Below are 21,314 nucleotides of genomic sequence, written 5' to 3' on the forward strand. Positions count from 1 at the left end.
TACGCAGGGACGCTGCGAAAACCACAACCCTGGAAAATAGGACCGCGAATCCCGGATGGCGAAGCGATCAAGTTCACCCATAGTGTGCTGCAAGATCCGGCAGGCGCCACTGGACTCATTGCGGTGAGGCACGGCTGGCCCCATTGGGCACGCACCGATCGACGCGCGCACATAGATTGGCGCTCATGAAGTTCCGCACTACCATCACCGTCGATCTGCCCCGCGAGCGCATGATCCAACTCTTCGACAACCCGGCGACCATGAAGGAGTGGCAGCCCACGCTCATCAGCTTCGAGCCCATTAGCGGCACACCGGGACAAGTCGGCGCGTAGAGCCGATTGAAGTACAAGATGGGCGGCCGCGAGATCGAGATGGTCGAGACCATCACCAAGCGCGACCCGCCACGCGAGTTCAGCGGAACCTACGAAGCGAAGGGCGTGTGGAACGAGGTGCGCAACACCTTCGAGGAGGCTGGTGCCACCCGGACCATCTGGCATTCGGACAACGAGTTCCGCATGCGGGGCTTCATGAAGCTGATGGCCCTCCTGATGCCCGGCGCGTTCAAGAAAGAGAGCAGGAAGATCCAGGAGCGTTTCAAGGCCTGGGCGGAGAAGCACGGTTGACCATTACTGCCCTTTCATCTCCCCTCCCGTCTGCCTGTTCCGTTCCTCCTGCATCGGGTTCGGTCTGCGCCATTGCTGCTCCTTGAACACATCGAAGCGCGTGGGCACCATGCGCGGCGGCCAGCTGTTGTTGTTGAGGTCGCAATCGGCGGTTTCGAGCAAGGGATCGAGCACAACGCTCTTCACCTCCTTGCGCTTCACGAAGACCTTGCTCATCTCGTCGCTGGTCTTCCAGATCTCGGCCGGGATGCGCTCGATCTCCTTGGTCCCGTCAGCGTACTCCCATTCCAGGATCACGGGCATCACCAGGCCGCCGATGTTCTTGAACGATAGCTCGTAGAGGTGCAGGTCCTCGTTCAAGAGCGCGAGTTCTTCGGGCTTCAAAGTCTTCTTCCACTTCTCATAGGCGGCGAATTCGCGCTCGGTAGCTGTGAGTGGATCGAAGCTGTTGTAGAAGTCGCGCGTGGCGGGGTCCCGGTCAACCACGAAATCGAGCTTCGCGTCGATGTTGCGCTGGCGGCTGAGGTCGGGAATCTCGCGCGCCTTCTCCTCCCGCTTCGCTTTCTCGGCCAGTAGAGGGTCTCGCGGCGATAAGCGCTTATAGCGGAGGTTCGCGAGCTCGATGTCCACATGGTCGGTGGTATAGAACCAGCCGCGCCAGAACCAGTCGAGATCCACGCCGCTGGCATCCTCCATGGTGCGGAAGAAATCGGCGGGCGTGGGGTGCTTGAATTTCCACCGGTCGCAATAGGTCTTGAAGGCGTGATCGAAGAGCTCGCGGCCCATGATGGTCTCGCGCAGGATGTTGAGCGCCGTGCAAGGCTTGCCGTAGGCGTTGTTGCCGAACTGCGTGATGCTCTCACTGTTGGTCATGATGGGCTCGATGCGCGCCTTCACCTTGTCGGGCGCGGCGTTCGGATCGCCCTTCATGTAATCGACGATGTTGCGGGGCTTGCCGCGCCAACTGGGGTAATCCTTGTCCCACTCCTGCTCGGTGAGGTATTGCACGAAGGTGTTGAGGCCCTCATCCATCCAGGTCCACTGCCGCTCATCGGAGTTGATGATCATGGGGAAGAAGTTGTGCCCCACCTCATGCGTGATCACGCCGATCATGCCATACTTGGTGCGCTCGCTGTAGGTGCCGTCCTTCTCGGGGCGCCCGCCGTTGAAGCAGATCATCGGGTACTCCATGCCGATGCGGTCGGTGTGCACGCTGATGGCCACCGGGTAGATGTAGTCCGCCGTGAACTTGCTGTAGGTCTTGATCGTGTGCGCGACGACCTTGGTGCTATACTGCTCCCAGAGCGGATTGCCCTCCTTGGGGTAGTAGCTCATGCAGAGCACGTTGTTGGTCTTCACCGGCTGGTTCATCGCGTCCCAGATGAACTTGCGGCTGCTGGCGAAGGCCACGTCACGCACGTTCTTGCTCATGAACACCCAGGTCTTGGTGCCGCTGCTTCGCTCCTTCTCGTTGTCCAGCGCTTCCTGCGGGGTGACGATCATGACGGGCTTGTCGCTGGTGCGGGCCTGGGCGAGACGCTTCTGCTGCGTGGGCGTGAGCACGCTGGATGCATTGGCCCAATCACCGGTGCCCGCCACGATGTGGTCGCTGGGTGCGGTGATGCTGAGGGTGTAGTCGCCGAAGTCGAGCGTGAACTCGCCCTGGCCAAGGAACTGCTTGTGCATCCAGCCGCTGTAATCCATGTAGGCGGCCATGCGCGGATAGAAGTGCGCGATGGTGAATAGGTAGTTGTCCTCGTCGGGGAAATACTCGTAGCCGGCGCGCCCGCCCCACTTCATGCGGTCATTGATCCAGTTCCACCACTGCACCTTGAAGCTGAAGGTGGCGCCGGGCGCGAGCGGCTTCGGCAGGTCCACCCGCATCATGGTCTTGTTGATGGTGTACTTCAGCTTGCCGCCGCTGGCATCGGTTACGCTGGTGATCTTGTAGCCGCCCTCGAAGGGATTCACCCACTTGTCCACTTGCGAGAGGCTCACGCTATCGCCAAGGGTTCCGGTGCGGATGAGGTTGGCATCGCTGCCTGGCTCAAATATGTTCTGATCGAGCTGCAGCCAGAGGTACTCGAGCTTGTCCGGGGATTGGTTGTGGTAGGTGATGGTCTCGCGGCCAGTAAGCTTCGGCAGCACGCCCTCGCCGGCCTTGGGCTCGGTGATCTCCACATGGATGTCGTAGTCGGCCTTCATCTGCCAATAGGCATGGCCGGGGGCTCCGCTGGCCGTGCGCTGCTCGTTGGGCGTGGGCAGTTCCTGGTCGAGCTGGCGGAACTTATCGCGACCGTATCGGGGGGAGTCCTGGGCGAGGGCGGTGCAGGCAATAGCCGCTGTGCTAAGGGCGAGGAAGAGCTTCGATGGCATGTCCGCGAAAGTAGTGGGCAGTGGCGAGTGGGCGAGTGCTCACGCATCCAACCACTCGCCGCTTATTACTCGCTACTCTTGACCAACTTTGGACTGGAATGAACGCCCTCCTCCTCGCACTCCTCCTCTGCAGCGCCCTCGCGCCCCACGACTTCTTCGTCTCAATCCTCACCATCCGCCACACGCCGAAGACGCAGACCCTCGACCTCACCTGGCGCATCACCGCGCACGACATCGAGCATGCGCTGGAGAACGTGGCCCCGTTGAAGCTTGGATCGGACAACGAGCATCCCAAATCCGATAGCCTCCTCCAAGCATACTTCATGAGGCATTTGGTGCTCTTCCAGGAGAAGCAGCTCGCGTGGGCTTGGATCGGCAAGGAGCTCGATGGCGAGACGCTGTATTGCTACCTGCAGGTGGAGGGCATCGCCTCACCGAACGGATTGATGGTCTCCAACACGCTCTTACAGGAGGTCTTCGCCGAGCAGCAGAATTTGGTGCATGTAGAGGGCGAGAAGTTGCCGACCCGGTCGCATACGTTCGTGAGGGGGGGGGCGCCACATGCGTTCACCTGGTGAGATGCCCTTTATCCGCGGCTGTTCCTCATGATCTTCATGCGCTCGCAGAAGCGACAAACAGGGAGCAACGTCATGGGCCGTGAGAACCGAGGCGGATCAAACCGCGATCAAGTCCAGGACCGCAAGCGCCGCGCATCACCCCGATGCCTCGATTCCTCCAAGGACAATTCGATCTCTCCTTCATGGCCCTTCGGCGATCGGGTCGCGCCATCGCACATCCGATCCACGCTCAAAGCCGATATCGCATCAGCGTCGATGCTCCATCCGTTAGGTGGATCAAGGCACTATGGGAGGTCGACGAGACAGCGCTCTATCTCCTCCATGGCAAATCCGCGCCTCAAGCCATAGGCTATCACCTTCTGCCGGCGGCGGAACGGATCAGCTTCCTTCTCGTTCGCCCATCGTTTGACCAGCAGCCCGCCCAGCTTCTCCATGCGCTCTGCATGATCAATGCCCCCCAACGCCGCGCGGATGCACGGCTCGCTCACGCGCTTCTGCTTCAATGCCGATTCGATCTTGCGCAGGCCCCAGCCCTTCTGCCGCAATTTGCTCACCGCGAAGTGCTCCGCGAAACGCGCCTCGTTGAGGAAGCCCTCGCTGATGAGTTGGGCGATGATGGCTTCCACTTGCGTCTTGTGCTCTCCCCAGCCATAGAGCTTGTCCCGCACTTCCTGCTGGCAGCGCTCCTGACGGGCGCAATAGGCGCGGGCTTTGGCAATCGCTTCGGAAGTAGATGGTTTCCTGGGCATGAGGACAGCGCCGAACGTAATACCGCCGATGGATGCCTCCTACCTTTGGAACATGCTTGCGAACGAGCAACTCATGGAAAGCCTCCGGGCTTACTTCGCTGAACAGCCGGTGAAGCATGCATACCTCTTCGGCTCCTTCGCTCGTGGGGTGGCCGACGAAAGCAGCGATGTGGACATCCTGGTGGAACTGGACCACTCGAAGCCCATCGGCTTGGGGTTCGTGCAGATGAGCCTTGATCTGGAAGCGCTGTTGGGCCGCCATGTGGACCTTGTCACCACGAAAGGATTGAGCCCGCATGTGAAGCCCTTCGTTGATCGCGATAAGAAGTTGATCTATGCGCGCGCCTGAAGCCGATCGCATTCGGCTGATCCACATCCTCGAAGCCATTGAGCAATTAGAGACCAGTGTTCCTGAAGTCACAGAGGAACAACTGGACCAGAATGCGATGTGCGCTACGCAACAGTGAAGCTCATCGAAGTGATCGGCGAAGCGGCCAACATGCTCACCAGGGAATTACGGCAAGCGCACCCCGAGGTCCCTTGGCGGCTGGTCATTGGCATGCGGAACCGCTTGGTGCATGACTACTTCCGCATCGACACGTCGATTGTGGCGGAGGTGGTGCGGGTGCATATCCCGGCGCTGAAACCACAGATCGAGGCGTTGCTCGCTGGGCTACCGAAGTGACCACGGATCAATCACGGCCTTGAAACCGCAGGGTCGTCCGCGCATCGCTTCGCAAAGCCTCGCGAGCGCGGACAGACCACTGCGGAAGCATCGCAAGAGGACCACCCTGCGCAGGCCCAAATAAGAGCACCGACGCAAAGTGCGCGTCGGCGCTCTCGAGTCGGACATGGCTAGTTCTCCAAGCCGAAATAGCGACTCACCTCCTCGTAAGAGTTTGGGTTCACTCCGTCCTCGAGCATCATTCCGGAGTTAGCAATGGCCACCACCTTGAAAACATGCACCTGGTTCGGAGCAACGGTTAGCTGGTCATCATCATACACTTCAATCTGGACAGAGCTTGGGCCGTACGTGTAGAGCCAAGTCTTATTCCAGGTTGAACCTTCAGGAATAGTCACTGGCAACGGTGCCCAATGATCCGAACCGTCCCTGACGTACACCAGTACCGCACCTGATGAAGCGATGGAACTGGTCACAATCGGAACCGTGTAGTTCACGCCGAAGCCGTAACCGACTTGTCCGGATGTTCCGAACGGGCCCCAATCGCCAGGGCTTACGCTGAAGGTTGTCGACGTCACATTCGCATTGCCGGGAGGACCCTGCGCGCCGTCTTCGCCATCCTTGGCGCAAGAAGATAGCAGAAGAGCACTCACTAGAATTCCGAAGGTCAGGGGTTTCATGGGGTTTGGTCTTTGCCCCCAAACGGAAAAAAAAATGGAGAATTCCAAATCCCCCTACACCGGCACCTCGTTCCCTGCTCCGTCCTGGAAGCTGTACGCGAGGTATTGCAGCGCGCCCTCGGGCTTCACCTTCACCCACTTCTTCCAGCGCCAGTACCACTTGCGCTGGATGCTCCAGAGTCCCTTCGTGAGGTAGGCGTGGATGAAGGGATGCACGCAAAGCGTAAGTCCGCTCATGTCCTTCTCGGTGAGCAGGTAGTTGAGCGTGTTCTCGATCTCGTCGATGATGAGCACCGGTGCGCCGACCTCTCCCGTCCCATTGCAGGTGGGGCAATTCTCGCTGGTGTCGATCTCGGTCTCGGGGCGGACGCGCTGGCGTGTCATCTCGATGACGCCGAAGCGTGAAGGCGGCAGCACATTGTGCTTGGCCTTGTCGTCCTCCATGGCATCCTTGAGCGCCTTGTGGAGGAGGCGGCGGTTCTCCGCTTCGTAGAGATCGATGAAATCGACGCAGATGATGCCGCCCATGTCGCGGAGACGGAGCAGGCGGGCGATCTCTTGGGCCGCCTCGATGTTGATGTCGAGTGCGTTCTTCTCCTGGGCCTGATTGCCGCCCTTGCGGCTGCCGCTGTTCACGTCGATGACGTGCATGGCTTCGGTCTTCTCGATGATCAGGTAAGCGCCGCTGCTCAGCATCACTTGCTTGCCGAAGGCCTGCTTGATCTGCTTGTTGATCCCGAAGTTGTCGAAGATGTCGATCTTGCCCTTGTAGTGCTTGACGATGCCGGCCTTCTCCGGAGCGATGCTCTCCAATGTGGTGCGGATGTCATCGGCAAGGAGCTCATCGTCCACATGGATGCCGGTGAAGGTCTTGTTGAGCACATCGCGCAGCACGGCATTGGTGCGGTCCACCTCGCCCAGCACCTTCTTGGGCGGGATGGCGTTGCGCAGGTTGCGGAACATGGTGTCCCACCGCTCCAGCAGGCTCTTGAGGTCGGCTTCGAGGTCAGCGCTGGCCTTGTCGGCGGCGTTGGTGCGGATGATCACGCCGAAGCCCTTCGGCTTGATGGCCATCATCAGCTCCTTCAAGCGTTTGCGCTCCACCTCGTCGGTGAGGCGGCTGCTGATGCTGATCTTGTTGATGAAGGGCACCAGCACCATGTAGCGCCCGGCGAGGGTCACTTCGGCGGTGAGGCGCGGACCCTTGGTGCTGATGGGCTCCTTGGCGATCTGCACCAGGATGCTCTGGCTGGCGCTCACCACATCACCGAGCTTGCCCTCTTTGGGGATATCGGCATCGAGTTTCCAATCGGCGAGCAAGCTGCTGGTGACGGCTCCGCTCACCGCGCCCTTGGTGAACTTGTAGCTGTTCTTGAACTGCGGCCCCAGGTCGAAGTAATGCAGGAAGGCGTCCTTCTCATGCCCGACGTCCACGAAGGCGGCGTTGAGGCCGGGCGCCACCTTGCGAACCTTGGCCAGGTAAACATCGCCCACGGCGAAGCCGCGCTCGGTCCTCTCACGGTGCAGCTCGCTCAGCACCTTGTCCTTCAACAAGGCAATGGAGACCTCTCCACCGGCTGACCGGATGACCAGATCGACGCTCACGCGATGATGCAGTTGGTGTGCATGGAATCAGGCACGCAGCCGCGCGCCGAACAGCAGCAGGTTAAGGCGATGCGCCTTCAGCCTGCCCCGTTGCTACAAGATCCTACCGGATCTTCTTCTTGTGGCGGTTCTTCCGCAGGCGCTTCTTGCGCTTGTGGGTGGCCATCTTGTGGCGCTTCCGCTTTTTTCCGCAGGGCATGTGCTCTTCAGTGTTCGTGTTCGTGTCCTTCCAATTCCTCCAAGAAGCCATCCACCTGACGGGTGATGGCCGTGTCTTCGACTACCAGATCCCTGTACCGACGAAGGGAGCTGATCGCTTGATCGATGCTGTCCATGGTGGCATAGGTGCGCCCCAAGTAGAACCAGACGTCAGGGAATCCCTCGGCGTCCAGGTCGCGCACCTTCTTGAAGCGGTCAAGAGCCTTGTCCATCTGACCGCTCTGAACCGAGAAGAGGCCCAAGTGCCAATGCGCCTCGGCATTGGTCGGCTCCTCCTCCACGATCTGCCGCAGCATTTGGATGCCTCGCATGGGCTCAGAGCCATTCACCAAGGCCACGGCTTCCATCAGCCGAGCCTGCGCCGGTGTTACCGTAGCAGCTTCCTCTGCTTGCTTCCCCGAAGGTGTCCGGGGCACCATCATCAAAAGAACTACTACCGCCGCCGCGCCGGCTAAGGCCAGCAACTGCGGCTTCCCCAATCCCATCATTGACCCTCAGGCTTCGCCGACCGGTTCTTCACCTGATCCACGAACACATCGGCGGGCTTGAAGGCCGGGATGTCATGCGCGGGGATGATGATGGTCGTGTTCTGAGCGAGCAGGCGGCCGGTCTTCTGGGCGCGATGCTTCACGATGAAGCTGCCGAAGCCGCGCAGGTGAACCGGCTCACCAGCAGCCAACTGGTTCTTCACCTCGTCCATGAACGCCTCAACCGTGGCCAGCACGATCATCCGCTCGATGCCCGTCTTCTTCGAGATGATGCCCACAAGTTCCGCCTTCGTCATAGCCCGATTGATTTGGGGGCGCAAATATAGACGGGCATCCCGGACGCGCAACCCATCTTTGTGCCTGTATGTCAAGCCGTTCATGGTTCAGCCGCGCCTTGCTCCCGTGGTACCGCGAGAACCAGCGCCCGCTTCCATGGCGCACCAGTCCCGATGCTTACCGCATCTGGCTGAGCGAGGTAATACTGCAGCAGACCCGGGTGGACCAAGGCACAGCCTACTGGCACCGCCTCGTGGAGCGCTACCCCACCGTGTCTCAATTGGCCAAGGCCTCTGAGGACCAGGTGCTTCGCCTCTGGCAAGGGCTGGGCTATTACAGCCGGGCCCGCAACCTGCGCACGGCTGCCCAACAGGTGGTGCAGGAGCACGGCGGAAAATTCCCTGCCGACCACTCGGCCCTGCTGAAGCTCAAGGGCGTAGGCGACTATACTGCCTCGGCCATCGCCAGCATCTGCTTCGGCATTCCGGAGCCGGTGGTTGATGGCAACGTTTACCGGGTGCTCAGCCGGGTCTTCGGCATAGCCACCCCAATTGACTGCACCGCTGGAAAGAAGGAGTTCCGGGCTCTCGCAGCTGAACTGATCTCGCGCGAGCACCCCGGTGACCACAATCAAGCGGTGATGGAACTGGGCGCCCTGCTTTGCACGCCGAAGAATCCGCACTGCGAAGAATGCCCGTTGGCACGCAAGTGCATTGCCAAGGCCGAAGGGCGCATCGACGAACTACCCGTGAAGAGCGTCAAGGCGAAGACCCGCACGCGGCACTTCAACTACCTGCTCATCGAGGCGGAGAGCCGCATCTACCTGCAAAAGCGCATCGGCAAGGACATCTGGCAGGGGCTCTGGGAGCTGCCGATGATCGAGACCGAAAAACCAGCGACGGCTTCAGTGCTGAAAAAGCAAGGCCCTTATACCAGCGTGAAGCGGATTGAGGGTCCGGTGAAGCATGTGCTCAGCCATCAAGCGATCCGTGCGGTCTTCTGGGAAGTTCGCGTTCCGGCACGATTCACTGAGCCAGGAAGCTGGGTGTTGATGAATGAGAGGCAGGTGGACCGATACGCGAAGCCCCGGCTGATCGAGCGCTACCTATCCGAGCGGAAGGCGGTGAAGTGAACCGCTACCTTCGTCTCCCCTATTCCCCATACCATCATGTCCGGCGTGAACAAAGTGATCCTGATCGGCAACCTCGGCGCCGATCCCGAAGTGCGGCACCTGCAGAACGGCGCCGCTGTGGCCAATTTCCGCATCGCCACCAGCGAGACCTATAAGGACAAGACCACCGGCGAGAAGCGCGAGCAGACCGAGTGGCACAGCATCGTGGCGTGGCGCGGCCTGGCCGAGATCGTGGAGAAGTACCTGCGCAAGGGCAGCAAGGTGTACGTGGAAGGCAAGCTCCGCACCCGCCAATGGCAGGACAAAGACGGCAACACGCGCTACACCACCGAGATCCACGCGGATGAAATGAACATGCTCGACCGCGCGAATGCCGGCGGTGCGGCTCCACAGGGGCAGCAACAGCCTTCCGCCTTCACGCAGGCCACCGCGCCAGCCGGGAACTTCGCCGACGAGGTGGACGACCTGCCCTTCTAGGCCGTCCGCACGGTTGAACCTGAAACCTTCCGCTTGGAGTCTCCCTCCTTCCTTCCGCTCATAGCCCTGTACTGGCGCCCGCTCGATGCGGCCACGGCGGGCATCTTGGTGGTGATCGCGCTCCTGCTGGTGTGCAGCGCGGCCTTCAGCGCGAGCGAGGTGGCGCTCTTCTCACTCACGCCCACCCAGCTGCGCGACCTCAAGGAACGCGGCGGCAGCTGGGGCAAGCGCGTGCTCGACCTGCTGAGCAAGCCGCGCCGGCTGCTGGCCACCATCCTCATCGCGAACAACTTCGTGAACGTGGGCATCGTGATCCTCAGCACCGTGGCGGTGTCCTCGCTGCTCGATGTGGCGCGCATGCCCACCTACCTGGTCTTCATCATACAGGTGCTGGCCGTCACCGCGGTGCTGCTGCTGCTGGGCGAAGTGCTGCCCAAGGTGTACGCCACGGCCAACAACATGCGCGTGGCCCAGCTCATGGCCGGCCCGCTGCTCGCGCTGCGCCTCGTGTTCCGCCCGGTGAGCGAGGCGCTGGTGCGCAGCGCCACATGGTTCGAGAAGCGCTACCAGAAACGCGCGGCGCAACCGATCAGCATGGATGCGCTCGGCCACGCGCTGGAGCTCACCAAGGATGCCAGCACCACCGCCGAGGAGCAGCGGATCCTGCGCGGGATCGTCAAATTCGGCAACATCGAGGTGAAGCAGGTGATGCGCCCGCGCACAGAGGTGGTGGCCTTCGACCGCGAGCTCAGCTTCAAGGAACTGCTCCTGGCTATAGTCGATAGCGGATTCTCGCGCGTGCCCGTGTATCAGGACACGATGGATCGCGTGGTGGGCCTGCTCTACATCAAGGACGTGCTGCCGCACATCCACCAGGGCGACTTCGATTGGCACTCCTTGCTGCGCGAGCCATACTTCGTGCCGGAGAACAAGAAGCTCGATGACCTGCTCCAGGAATTCCAGCAGGAGAAGGTGCACGTGGCGGTGGTGGTGGACGAGCACGGCGGCACCAGCGGCATCATCACCCTGGAGGATGTGATCGAGGAGATCGTGGGCGACATCACCGACGAGTTCGACGAGGAGGACCTGATCTACAGCAAGCTCGACGACCGCACCTGGGTCTTCGAGGGCCGCGCGCCGCTGCCCGATGTGTACCGCGTGCTCGGCATCGATGGGCAGGTCTTCGAAGAGCACAAAGGCGAGAGCGGCACCTTGGGCGGCTTCGTGCTCGAACTCACCGGCCGCATCCCGAAGAAGGGCGAGCAGGTGGCGCTGCGCAACTTCACCTTCGTAGTGGAGGCCTCGGACAACAAGCGCATCCGGCGCGTGAAGCTCACCATGCACGATGAAGCGAAGAGCTGAAGGATTGCTGCTCATCGCCGCGCTGCAGACCGGTTGCATCGACGATGCCGTGCCGCGCCCGAAAGGCTGGCCCAGGCTCGACCTGCCCGCAGCGGCACCCATCGCCTGGAGCAGCGAAGGAGCGCCCTTCTCTGCGGAAATACCGGCCTATGCCGTGCTCGCTGAGCGCCAAGCAGAAGGCGATGCGCGCTGGTACGACCTGCGCTTCTCTGGGCAGCGCGCCACGGTGCATCTCACCTATAGCGCGGTGCAGGGAAATCTGCCCAACCTGATCGAGGACGCGCATGAATTCAAGCGGAAGCACGAGGCCAAGGCGGCACGCATCCGGAGTGAGCGCACGCTGCGCGATAGCGCGCGTGTCTTCGGAACCCTCTTCGATGTGGAAGGCGATGTGGCCAGCCCTTGCGTCTTCTACCTCACCGACAGCGCCCGCCATTTCCTTTACGGCGCGCTCTACTTCGATGCCCTGCCGAATGCCGATTCGCTGGCGCCGGTGACGGCACGCCTGCGCGCCGATATCCGGCACATGGCCGCTACCCTGGAGTGGGGCGCCCGGTAACGTGAATGGCCTTCATCAGCGCCGTCAGCAGGAGCAGCGCGCCCAACTGATGCAGGACGGCCATGGTGATATGCACTTGGGTCAGAATCGTGATCACTCCCAGCGCGAACTGGATGACGACCGCAGAAATCAGCAGCCTCCATGGCAAGTGCTTCACCGCTCGGAACCGCCATGCAAATACGACGAAGCCTGCAGCCACCAGCCAAGCCAGGTTGCGGTGGATGAACTGCACGCCATCCTTGCGGGCGGTGAAATTCAGCCAGTGCGAATCGAGCGCCGTGGCATTCTCCGGCAGGAAGGTGCCATCCATCAGCGGCCAGGTGTCGTAGCCGTGGCCCGCTTCGAGGCCGGCGGTGAAGGCGCCCCAGATGATCTGCACCGCAAGCAGCACCAGCAGTGCGCGAGACCACAAGCCCGCCATTGAGCCGTCCGACTGAATACCGCGCCTGCCGCTGCGGATGTCGAAGACCGTCCACAGCACCATGCAGAACACCGTGAATGCCGCGCATAGGTGGATGGCCAACCGGTAATGGCTCACGCTCACGAGCAACTGGCCATTGGCATCGCGCTGGTCCACCAGTCCGCTCAGCACCATGAACCAGCCGAGGCTCGCCACCACGCCTCCGCCGACCATGATCCACAGCGTGCGCTTCATCAACCAGCCCTTCAACAAGCCCTTGCGCCAGAAGAACAGGAAAGGCACGATGAACACGATGCCCATCAAGCGCCCCCAATTGCGGTGGGCCCATTCCCAGAAGAAGATTTCCTTGAAATCGGCCAACTGCATGTGGCTGTTCACCAATTGGTATTCGGGGATCAGCTTGTAATTGTCGAAGGCCGCCTGCCAGGCCGCATCATCCATTGGCGGCAATGCGCCCATGATGGGATCCCATTCCGTGATGCTGAGGCCGCTTCCCGTGAGCCGCGTGATCCCGCCAATCACCACCATGAGCGCGATCATGGCGCAGCCGGTGAGCAGCCAGATCACCACGGACCTCAGTCGCTTGGAATCGAGCATCAGGCGGCGAAACTAGAAATGGCCAGATGAACGAACGGTTGAAGAGTGGTGGATAACTTGGATATGCACTAAACTCCCGATCGGTTAAATTCACCCTGCCAAAACCATCAGCTATGCAGACACTCAGACACTCAGACACACAGATACTCAGACACTCAATTACTCAGGTGCGTGGCCAAATACTAGATTGCTTCATAAGCGCTGCACCTTAATCCTATTGTCATGGTTCTCGGTTGTGGCGTGTAGCTTCTCGCAGTTCATTCCGCCGGACCCCATGGGCGATCCTGGCAGGGGAATCAATCACCTGCGCGAGGGGCACGGGCAAATCATCCGAACGGACGGAACGAGCCTGACGGACTGCAAATTCTATTATGAGAATGTCCCGGCGAACGTTCTATTCCTGACTAAGAGCCGCGTCGATTTCCTGATGGCAGCTATTCACCACGACAGTCTCACACCAGATACGAGTTACCTCATCGAGATGAGGTTGAGCAATCAGGACAAGGATCCATTCCACACCGGTGCTGAAGTCGGTGGGCTCTCGAACTACTACTTCGGCCCGATTGCGGCAGAGGGAGTAAAGGCTCACGAACGGATCATCTACCCAGCGGTCTATGACAGCACCGATGTCCACTTCTACTACGGTCCCTCCGGACCGCGCATGGCCATTGTCATGCGACCCGGCGCTGACCCGAGCGAGGTGAAGCTCTCCTTTGCAGGGCAGGATAGCATTCACATCGATTGGCAGGGCGCGTTGCGCGTCTACCTGGCCGATAGGTATGTGAAGCTGGAGCAAGCTATCGCCTATCAAGTGGATGGAAATGGTACCGTGACACCTGTGAACTGGCTGCCGCAGTACGTGCATGAAGTAGGGAACGTGACCGTAGGATTCGAGTACGAGAACTACAACCCTGCATGGCCGTTGGTTTTCCTGGCTGGATATCCTGCGATGCCACCGCCGCAAGGCCCCGGCACCACAGGAAATCTTGGCTGGTCCACCCACATGCCATCAGCATTCGGGAATGAACTAACCAGCGTCGAGGTGGACGCCGATGGCGACCCTTACTCCTGCGGATACTTCAGCTATTATTATGTCCCACTACAGCTTGGCACAACGACATCCACTATCAATGAACCCTTGCTGGCTGAGTCGCGGTGCGGCATGGTGATCAAGTTTCTCAAGGACACAAAGCAAATACGATGGGGTACATACATCGGAGGCGTGGAATCTGGAGAAACGAGAGCTCACAAACTTGCGCTTTATCTAGGGGTAGACCCAGCCCTTAAGCATGTCTTCGTCACTGGAAGCACGAATAGCGACGACTTCATTTCGGCTGCACGAGTCAATACTGCGTATTCAGGGGCCTTCACAGAAGACCATATTGGTGGAGATTGTCGAATGTGGCTAGCCGCCTTACGAATGGGAAGTGGGGTACGAGATTGGGCCACCACCCACGGCCAACCTGCCCCGGACCGCACATGGAACACGCATGGGCTTGCGGTGACCATTGATCGTAACGGCCGGTTGGCGGTAGGGGGCATGATCGCTAAAGGCTTCAATACCGATGTGCCGCAATTTCCCTTGGTGACACCAGCGGGTGCATTCAGCCGGGCCTTGGGCGATGGTTTCCTAGTGGTCTTCGCGCCAGACTTCACGATTGAATGGAGTACGACCTTGCTCGAATACTCAGCCGATGCCCGTTATGGCCGCATCAACGATATGCGCACCACCACCACGGATGGCGATCATCGCGGCTTGTGGCTCGTGGGTGCGAGCATACAAGGAACCAGCGAGCCGCTCGAACTGATGCCACCGCCCAGTGGCGGCTATTTCCAGGATGTGGCGGGGTCACTCAGTGCTGTCATCTTGCAAGTCGACCTGAACAACCATCAAATCGCCTACTGCACTCGATGGGGCAGCCCAGGCACAGGAGCTGGCTCATCGGCGCTTGCGGTCCACGAGACGGCGGACTACACTTACGTGGCGGGCTTCACGCAAGCGTTCGATCTTACCACCGCTGAGTGCCCACCGCCGCCTACCGGGACCCTGGTGCTCAATTCACATACGAATCAGACCACTAACTCCAATCAAACATCCGATGGCTTCATCCTGCGCTTCAAGAACCTGTCTGGCTACCAACTCGATTACGGCTCTTTGTATGGCGGGGACCGGGATGATATTATTCTCGACGTCACCGGTGACGGTTCTGGCAACGTCTTCTTCACGGGTGAGAGCAGGAGCAGCGGCGGCCTCTCCTTTAACACCCCTGGCGACCTCTACCTGCAATGGCCACTGACGGCCGTGAACAAGCGCGATGCGTTCATCACTGGAATCCGTGACTTGGAGTATCCTGCTCTGTTCTGGAATTCCGCCTTCGGTGGTACCAATAGCGATCGAGGTTGGGGCATCGCTGCTAGTCCCGATGAAGTGTACCTGTGCGGAACCACGGGAAGCGGTTATTTTGATGACTTCCCCCTCTTGGAATGGAACACGGACCCCAACGACCCGAACTCGTCGTTGGATTGGTATTGGGATAGTTCGCCAAGCGGGCTCGCCGCGGAACTCATCCCTTGGGTAACGTTCTACCAAGCCCAGGACTACGACGAGTTTGGAATTGATGCATTCATCGAAGGCTTGAACAGCTTCCACGATGGCTTCATCGCCTCGTTCAACTTGAATGAGGATGTGGCAATCTCGGACCTTGCAGGCACGCATCTAACTGCATCGATAGAAGCCTTGCCCCTAGCCGACCAAAGCGGGTACTACTTGAAATTCCCATCTGAGGATACATGGCAGATAAACCTCTATGACGCCAGCGGGCGCTTGATAAGACGCGCCACTGTAACTGGTCGAACCTTTATAATCGGCATGGCAGACCTTGGCCAAGGAATGTACATGCTACAAGCCACTACAGTCGGGATTCAGATCGGTTCAAAGCTCGTAAGGCCATGAGATTCCTACTCTTGATAGTGTTCCTGCTGATTGCGGGAACAGGTACCGCTCAGCATTGGAAGCGACTAGGTCGCGGCACTGTGGGCTCCACGGCGGTGAATCAGATCATGGCTGACACGATCGAAGACCGCTTGCTCATCTGCGGCGAGTTCAACTATTACATGAATGAGACTGACACAGTCCACTGCAGTGGCATAGCTCAGTGGCAAGGTGAGCGCTGGGACTCACTCGCACATAGAATCTACCAAGGGGAGTCTCTCTCCGCTGGCCCATTCTATTGGCTCACGCGATTCAACGAAAGGTTGTATGTGAGTGGAGGATTCACCCTATCGAACGACACTGGCATTGCCAGTGGCGCCTTCGCACGGCTCAATGAAATCACACTCGAATGGGAAGACCTTGAATGCGCCCAACCGTACTATGGAGGTCTTCTGCACCTGATGCCAAAGGAAACCGTTGGCCAGCCGTACCTGTATGCCACAGGGCTTTCGTGGTCCCTATGCGGTTATTTAGCCGCATGTGTGTACCGTTACACGGGCAGTGGGTTCCAAGTCTGGGGACCATGGAACCAGATACCCTCGGCGCAAGGGAATCTGGTCACCTACGTTTTCGATTATAACGGGAAGACATACATGTGCGGCGAATTCGGCAATCCAATCGGGTCCGGTTATCGGTACTTCATGCGGCACAATGGCACTTCTTGGGAGGAGGTGCCTGGCTGGGGAAACGGCATCGTTAAGGATTTTACTATTTACAGGGACACGCTGTACGTCGTGGGGGTGCTGCAGGAATCGAGCGGCGGGCCAGGCAATGGCATCTCCGCCTTCGATGGAGAGCAGTGGTTTCGGCTCGGAGACGGCGTGTCCTTGGATTGGGCTCCTCAATACACTTCGGCCCTTTCCCTGCGCTGGTTTGACGACGAACTATACGTGGGTGGCCAGTTCAACTCCGCAAGCGGAATACAAGCCAACGGTTTCGCCAAGTGGAACCGGCGGCGGTGGTGCTCCTTGCCAGGATTCGATGCGGAGTCGATGACGACCGGCGTAAGGCGCGTTGAATCAATGGCCGTATGGCGCGATAGCCTGTACATCGAGGGCGCCTTCGGTACCGGACTTGAAGGGCAACCAATCCGACAGATTGCCCAATGGATTGGTGGCGACGCGGTAACCGACTGCAGCGCGCCGGTGGGCATGCATGATAGGGCTCCAGCGAATCGCTTCAGCGTAGCGCCCAACCCGGCATCGAATGAACTCACGTTGCATCACATTCCGCCGAGCGCTCTTCGTGTTGAAATGCGCGATGCGCTAGGTCGCCTTGTCCTGGCCCAGCCCGCAGTGCCCATTACCATTGGCGTCGCCCATCTCACACCGGGGCTTTATCACGTTCTCGCGCTCGATGCTACCGGTGTGCCGGTTGCGCAAGCCCGCGTCGTTAAGCAATGAACTGCGCGTGCAGAAAGGGGCCTCAGCCCCCTTCCTTCACTTGCTTCGGTGTGAATCTCAGATCCGCAACAGGCGTCCGATCAGCGCTACGATGCTGGGCAGCACCACGTCCTTCGGGGCCACCACGTTGCGCGCGTCGTCCTCCACCTTCGCCTTGGCGCTCTCGCCATGGCCGGTTCCGCCTTTCACCTGCTTGGTGATGTCGATGGCCAGCACCTTGTACTGTCCGTCGTGCAAGGCCTGGATGGCCTCGATGATCTGCGCATCGGAAAGGGTGCCCCCATCGTAGGTCACGATCGCATGGTTCGGGCCGTCGTCCTCGCTCATGCGGATCTCCGTGCCCTGCACCCCCAAGTTGGCCAGCGCCTTCTTGATCGCGCCGCCGCACATCTGCTCGCAGCTCATGCCCTCGATGCTCAGATCGGCGACGGTGACCGGCTCGCCGCTGGTGATGGCCACTTCATTGACCGTGCGCGCCACTGAACCCACGGCCTGTTCAACAGGGGCATTGCCGCTGCAAGCGGCGATGAGGGCGGTGATCAGGAGACCGGCGAGGAGGCGATCGGTGCGCATGGCTCTGGTGGTTCAGCGTTCATGGGACGGCTTGCCCCCTGAAACGGTTACAAATGTACCCGCAACACCCTCGGATACATTCGCGCCCTGTTATGAAATCTGAACGGGCCGGAGGCACCTGGATCCTGCTGGCTTTGCTGGCGCTGATCTGGGGCAGCAGCTTCATCCTGATGAAGCGCGGCCTGTACCACGAGGAGTTGCCGGTGCTCACCCCCTGGCAGATGGCTACGGCGCGATTGGCCATTGCCTGGTTGGCGCTTTCGCCCCTGCTGTTGCGGTATGCAGCCCTCTTCCCGCGCCATTGGAAACCCCTGCTCGGCACCGGCCTGCTGGGCAATGGCATCCCGGCCCTGCTCTTTGCCACCGCCCAGACCCGAATCCCAAGCGCGCTCAGCGGCATGCTCAACAGCCTCACCCCGCTGATGACCATGCTCACGGGTGCGCTCCTGTTCGCCACGCCCATGCGCGGGGTGCATGTGCTGGGAATCGGCATCGGCCTGCTTGGGGCGATGGGCCTGGTGGCCTTCGGACAGGCCGATGGGCTCGGCGGCTGGTCGTGGTACGCGCTCCTGCCTGTGCTTGGCACCCTGGGCTACGGCTTCAGCGGCAACATCGTGAAGCGCCACCTGCATGCCGTGCCGCCGATGGCCACGGCTGCGCTCGCGCTCACGTGGATGGGACCATTGGCGATTATCCTGGCGCTCACCAGCGGACTGCCCGAGAAGCTCCGCAGCGACCCGAACGCTTGGAACGCGCTCGGCCATGTGGCGGTGCTGGCGGTGATGAGCTCGGCCTTCGCGCTGGTGCTGTGGAACATGCTCTTGCAGCGCACAACGGCCATCCGCGCCAGCATGGTCACTTACCTGATGCCGGTGGTGGCCATGGCTTGGGGCCTGCTCGATGGCGAGGCCTTGAGCCTCGCGCAATTGGGCATGATCGCGCTGGTGCTGGCCGGCGTATGGCTCGTGACCTCGGCCGACCGCAATCGGTAGCCGTTATCAACCTGCCGGCATGGACGGCGCGCAACGAAGCCGCTCCCTATGGCGTATGAGCCGCCTCAACTTCGCCCGCATGTACCTCGGACAGAAAGTCGTGATCGTGCTGCCTGCTTATCGCGCAGCGCAAACCCTGGAGCAGACCTACCGCGAGATCCCCTTCGACATCGTGGACGAAGTGGTACTGGTGGATGACAAGAGCCCGGACAACACGGTTGAGGTGGCCAAGGCGCTCGGCATCAAGCACGTGGTGGTGCACGAGCAGAACAAGGGCTACGGCGGCAACCAGAAGACCTGCTACGACACCGCTAAGAAGCTGGGCGCCGACATCGTGGTGATGCTGCACCCCGACTACCAGTACACGCCCAAGCTGCTCACGAGCATGATCGCGCTCATCGGCAACGATGTGTACCCGGTGGTCTTCGGATCCCGGATCCTGGGCAAGGGCGCTCTCAAGGGCGGCATGCCCATGTACAAGTACATCGCCAACCGCTGGCTCACCTTCACGCAGAACATGCTCTGCGGGCAGAAGCTCAGCGAGTACCACACCGGCTACCGCGCCTTCCACCGGAAGGTGCTCGATGCCTGTCCTTATCACCTCTGCTCAGACGACTTCGTGTTCGACAACCAGATGATCGGCCAGATCTTCTGGCACGGCTTCGACGTGGCTGAGATCACCTGCCCCACCAAGTACTTCGACGAGGCCAGCTCGATCAACTTCAGCCGCAGCATGACCTACGGCTTCGGCGTGCTGAACGTGAGCTGGCGCTATTTCCTGGCGCGCACCGGCATCATGGGCTGGAAGCTCCTGGGAGAGCGCAAGGCCGCCTGATCTCCACGATCCTACCTTCGGCGCCATGCCTTCACATGGCCGCTTGCAGCTGCTGATCATCACGATCGCCGCGCTGCTCTTCATCCCAGGTCTGGGCGCGGTTCATCTCTTCGATTGGGACGAGATCAACTTCGCGGAGCTCGCGCGCGAGATGGTGGTGAGCGGCGATTGGCTGCGCCCGCAGATGCACTTCGAGGCCTTCCACGAGAAGCCGCCCCTCTTCATCTGGATGCAGGTGCTCAGCATGAAGGCCTTCGGCGTGGGCGAGTTCGCCGCACGCTTCCCCAACGCCATCTGCGGCATCGTCACGCTCTGGCTGCTCTATCGCATCGGCGAGCAACTGCGTGGCCGGGTCTTCGGCATGTGGTGGGCAATGGCGTACATCGGCTCCATCCTGCCGCACCTCTACTTCCGCAGCGGCATCATCGATCCGTGGTTCAACCTCTTCATCTTCCTCGGGCTGCACGCCATCATCACGTTGGCGGCGCAGGACCCCAAGCGTGACCCGCGCGCCATCAATGCGCGCAATGACCGTTACGCCTGGGTCGCTGGCCTATTTCTCGGCCTTGCGGTGCTGACCAAAGGTCCAGTGGGCGTGCTGGTGCCCGGGCTCGCGGTGCTCGTTTTCTGGGCCTGGAGGCGCTTCCGCTTCGTGCTGAGCCTTCGCAGGATCAGCCTCATCGCGCTCGCCGCCTTGCTCACGGTATCTGCTTGGGCGCTGATCGACCTGGTGCGCAACGGACCGGATTTCATGATCGCCTTCTTCTGGCGGCAAGTGGCCATGCTCACCACGGAGGATGCCGGCCACGGCGGCTTCTTCGGCTACCACTTCGCTGTGCTGCTCATCGGCTGCTTCCCGGCATCGCTGTTCGCATTGCAGGAACTGCTGAAGCCTACGCGCACCACCGATGCGCATGAGAATGACCACCGCCGGTGGATGGTGATCCTCTTCTGGGTGGTGCTCATCCTCTTCAGCATCGTGAAGACCAAGATCGTGCACTACAGCAGCCTCTGCTACTTCCCGCTCACCTACCTCGCCGCGCTGCAACTCGAGCGCATCTGGAAAAAGAATGAAGGCTTCGGATGGAGCCGTTTCGCCCTAGGCGCATTAGGCGCGTCCATCGCGGTGATCGTGATCGTGGCGCCCTTCGCGGGAATGAACATCGAGTTGATCAAACCGCTCTTCGCGCAGGACCCCTTCGCGCTGGCCAACCTCGATGCCGAAGTGAATTGGACAGGCCTGGAGGCTCTTGCCGGAGTTGTCCTGCTCGGCGGATTGATCGCCGGCCATGTGCTGCACGCCCGCAAGCGGATTCGCGCGGCGGTGCTCAGCGTCTTCGCAGGAGGAGCACTCTTCGTGACGACCACCTTGTTCTTCTTCATCAAGAACATCGAGGGATACTCGCAGCGAGCAGCCGTTGAGTTCTTCAAGAGCAAGTCCGATGAGCGGTGCTGGCTGCTCACCAAGGGCTACAAGAGCTATGTGCCGGAATTCTATGGAAGGGTGAAGGAGGCACAGCCCGATGAGGCCACGCTCTGGCGCGGACCTATTGACCGGCCGGTGTATCTGGCGTGCAAGGTGACCCATGAGGAGGAAGTGACGGCGCTCGGCACCTTCCGCGAGGTGTCCCGCAGGAACGGGTTCGTCTTCTTCGAGCGAAGGCCGTAGCAACGATGGTGCACCGCATACCTTGG

The 21,314-nt window shown here is 60.4% G+C and carries 20 protein-coding genes and 1 pseudogene; 13 read left to right on the forward strand and 8 right to left on the reverse strand.

Features of this window, described 5'->3' with window-relative positions; translation table 11 throughout:
• Positions 1–185 precede the first annotated feature (185 nt).
• A pseudogene (locus tag IPM12_00345) lies at positions 186–623 on the forward strand (SRPBCC family protein).
• Between the two features lie 3 nt (positions 624–626).
• Here IPM12_00345 and IPM12_00350 read toward each other — a convergent pair.
• A complete protein-coding gene (locus IPM12_00350; protein MBK9146247.1) occupies positions 627–2,999 on the reverse strand; it encodes a M1 family metallopeptidase in 2,373 nt (790 codons plus the stop codon).
• Positions 3,000–3,097: 98 nt separating this feature from the next.
• On the opposite strand from IPM12_00350, the gene IPM12_00355 reads away from it, so the two are divergent.
• Positions 3,098–3,577, forward strand: a complete 480-nt coding sequence (locus IPM12_00355; protein ID MBK9146248.1) for a hypothetical protein — start codon at positions 3,098–3,100, stop codon at positions 3,575–3,577.
• Positions 3,578–3,861: 284 nt separating this feature from the next.
• On the opposite strand, the gene IPM12_00360 is transcribed toward IPM12_00355, so the two are convergent.
• Positions 3,862–4,326 (reverse strand): RecX family transcriptional regulator, encoded by a 465-nt coding sequence (locus IPM12_00360; GenBank protein ID MBK9146249.1) that lies wholly within the window; start codon positions 4,324–4,326, stop codon positions 3,862–3,864.
• A gap of 52 nt (positions 4,327–4,378) precedes the next feature.
• On the opposite strand from IPM12_00360, the gene IPM12_00365 reads away from it, so the two are divergent.
• Together IPM12_00365 and IPM12_00370 are read left to right on the forward strand one after the other, a co-directional pair.
• The gene (locus IPM12_00365; protein MBK9146250.1) at positions 4,379–4,675 is read left to right on the forward strand and encodes a nucleotidyltransferase domain-containing protein; all 297 of its coding nucleotides are present in this window, start codon (positions 4,379–4,381) and stop codon (positions 4,673–4,675) included.
• Between the two features lie 99 nt (positions 4,676–4,774).
• A complete protein-coding gene (locus tag IPM12_00370) occupies positions 4,775–5,011 on the forward strand; it encodes a DUF86 domain-containing protein (GenBank protein MBK9146251.1) in 237 nt (78 codons plus the stop codon).
• A gap of 170 nt (positions 5,012–5,181) precedes the next feature.
• Here the strand turns inward: IPM12_00370 and IPM12_00375 are convergent, their stop codons facing one another.
• The 4 genes from IPM12_00375 to IPM12_00390 all read right to left on the reverse strand — a co-directional run bounded on the left by IPM12_00375 (position 5,182) and on the right by IPM12_00390 (position 8,380).
• Complete coding sequence (locus IPM12_00375) at positions 5,182–5,688, reverse strand: hypothetical protein (protein MBK9146252.1); 507 nt, start codon at positions 5,686–5,688, stop codon at positions 5,182–5,184.
• A 54-nt stretch (positions 5,689–5,742) separates the two neighbouring features.
• Positions 5,743–7,293, reverse strand: coding sequence for an Rne/Rng family ribonuclease (locus tag IPM12_00380; protein MBK9146253.1), 1,551 nt, complete (start codon positions 7,291–7,293; stop codon positions 5,743–5,745).
• Between the two features lie 206 nt (positions 7,294–7,499).
• Complete coding sequence (locus IPM12_00385) at positions 7,500–7,859, reverse strand: hypothetical protein (GenBank protein ID MBK9146254.1); 360 nt, start codon at positions 7,857–7,859, stop codon at positions 7,500–7,502.
• 137 nt (positions 7,860–7,996) lie between these two features.
• Positions 7,997–8,380: an HU family DNA-binding protein gene (locus tag IPM12_00390; GenBank protein MBK9146255.1), complete on the reverse strand. Its 384-nt coding sequence runs from the start codon at positions 8,378–8,380 to the stop codon at positions 7,997–7,999.
• Here IPM12_00390 and mutY point away from each other — a divergent pair.
• From mutY to IPM12_00410, 4 genes are all read left to right on the forward strand, one after another.
• Positions 8,365–9,408: an A/G-specific adenine glycosylase gene (gene mutY, locus IPM12_00395; protein MBK9146256.1), complete on the forward strand. Its 1,044-nt coding sequence runs from the start codon at positions 8,365–8,367 to the stop codon at positions 9,406–9,408. The genes IPM12_00390 and mutY overlap by 16 nt on opposite strands.
• 36 nt (positions 9,409–9,444) lie before the next feature.
• Entirely contained in the window at positions 9,445–9,885 is a 441-nt protein-coding gene (gene ssb / locus IPM12_00400) for a single-stranded DNA-binding protein (protein ID MBK9146257.1), read from the forward strand.
• A 66-nt stretch (positions 9,886–9,951) separates the two neighbouring features.
• Positions 9,952–11,247: a gliding motility-associated protein GldE gene (gene gldE, locus IPM12_00405; protein MBK9146258.1), complete on the forward strand. Its 1,296-nt coding sequence runs from the start codon at positions 9,952–9,954 to the stop codon at positions 11,245–11,247.
• On the forward strand, positions 11,231–11,806 hold the full coding sequence (locus IPM12_00410) for a hypothetical protein (GenBank protein ID MBK9146259.1): 576 nt from the start codon (positions 11,231–11,233) through the stop codon (positions 11,804–11,806). Before gldE ends, IPM12_00410 begins: the two co-directional genes overlap by 17 nt.
• Here the strand turns inward: IPM12_00410 and IPM12_00415 are convergent.
• Positions 11,781–12,824 carry a COX15/CtaA family protein gene (locus tag IPM12_00415; protein ID MBK9146260.1) on the reverse strand — a complete coding sequence of 348 codons (1,044 nt, stop codon included), beginning with the start codon at positions 12,822–12,824 and terminating at the stop codon, positions 11,781–11,783. The two genes, IPM12_00410 and IPM12_00415, sit on opposite strands and share 26 nt — an antisense overlap.
• A gap of 274 nt (positions 12,825–13,098) precedes the next feature.
• Between IPM12_00415 and IPM12_00420 the strand changes: the two genes are divergently transcribed.
• Both IPM12_00420 and IPM12_00425 read left to right on the forward strand, forming a co-directional pair.
• Positions 13,099–15,777 carry a T9SS type A sorting domain-containing protein gene (locus IPM12_00420; GenBank protein MBK9146261.1) on the forward strand — a complete coding sequence of 893 codons (2,679 nt, stop codon included), beginning with the start codon at positions 13,099–13,101 and terminating at the stop codon, positions 15,775–15,777.
• The gene (locus IPM12_00425) at positions 15,774–17,219 is read left to right on the forward strand and encodes a T9SS type A sorting domain-containing protein (protein ID MBK9146262.1); all 1,446 of its coding nucleotides are present in this window, start codon (positions 15,774–15,776) and stop codon (positions 17,217–17,219) included. Before IPM12_00420 ends, IPM12_00425 begins: the two co-directional genes overlap by 4 nt.
• Positions 17,220–17,276: 57 nt before the next feature.
• Here IPM12_00425 and IPM12_00430 read toward each other — a convergent pair whose 3' ends face one another.
• A complete protein-coding gene (locus IPM12_00430) occupies positions 17,277–17,792 on the reverse strand; it encodes a hypothetical protein (GenBank protein ID MBK9146263.1) in 516 nt (171 codons plus the stop codon).
• A gap of 92 nt (positions 17,793–17,884) precedes the next feature.
• Between IPM12_00430 and IPM12_00435 the strand changes: the two genes are divergently transcribed.
• From IPM12_00435 to IPM12_00445, 3 genes are all read left to right on the forward strand, one after another.
• The gene (locus tag IPM12_00435) at positions 17,885–18,784 is read left to right on the forward strand and encodes a DMT family transporter (protein MBK9146264.1); all 900 of its coding nucleotides are present in this window, start codon (positions 17,885–17,887) and stop codon (positions 18,782–18,784) included.
• Positions 18,785–18,863: 79 nt separating this feature from the next.
• Positions 18,864–19,619, forward strand: coding sequence for a glycosyltransferase family 2 protein (locus IPM12_00440; GenBank protein ID MBK9146265.1), 756 nt, complete (start codon positions 18,864–18,866; stop codon positions 19,617–19,619).
• 25 nt (positions 19,620–19,644) lie between these two features.
• Positions 19,645–21,288, forward strand: coding sequence for a glycosyltransferase family 39 protein (locus IPM12_00445; protein MBK9146266.1), 1,644 nt, complete (start codon positions 19,645–19,647; stop codon positions 21,286–21,288).
• Positions 21,289–21,314 lie beyond the last annotated feature (26 nt).

This window comes from Flavobacteriales bacterium, from assembly GCA_016716605.1.
GTDB lineage: Bacteria > Bacteroidota > Bacteroidia > Flavobacteriales_F > PHOS-HE28 > PHOS-HE28.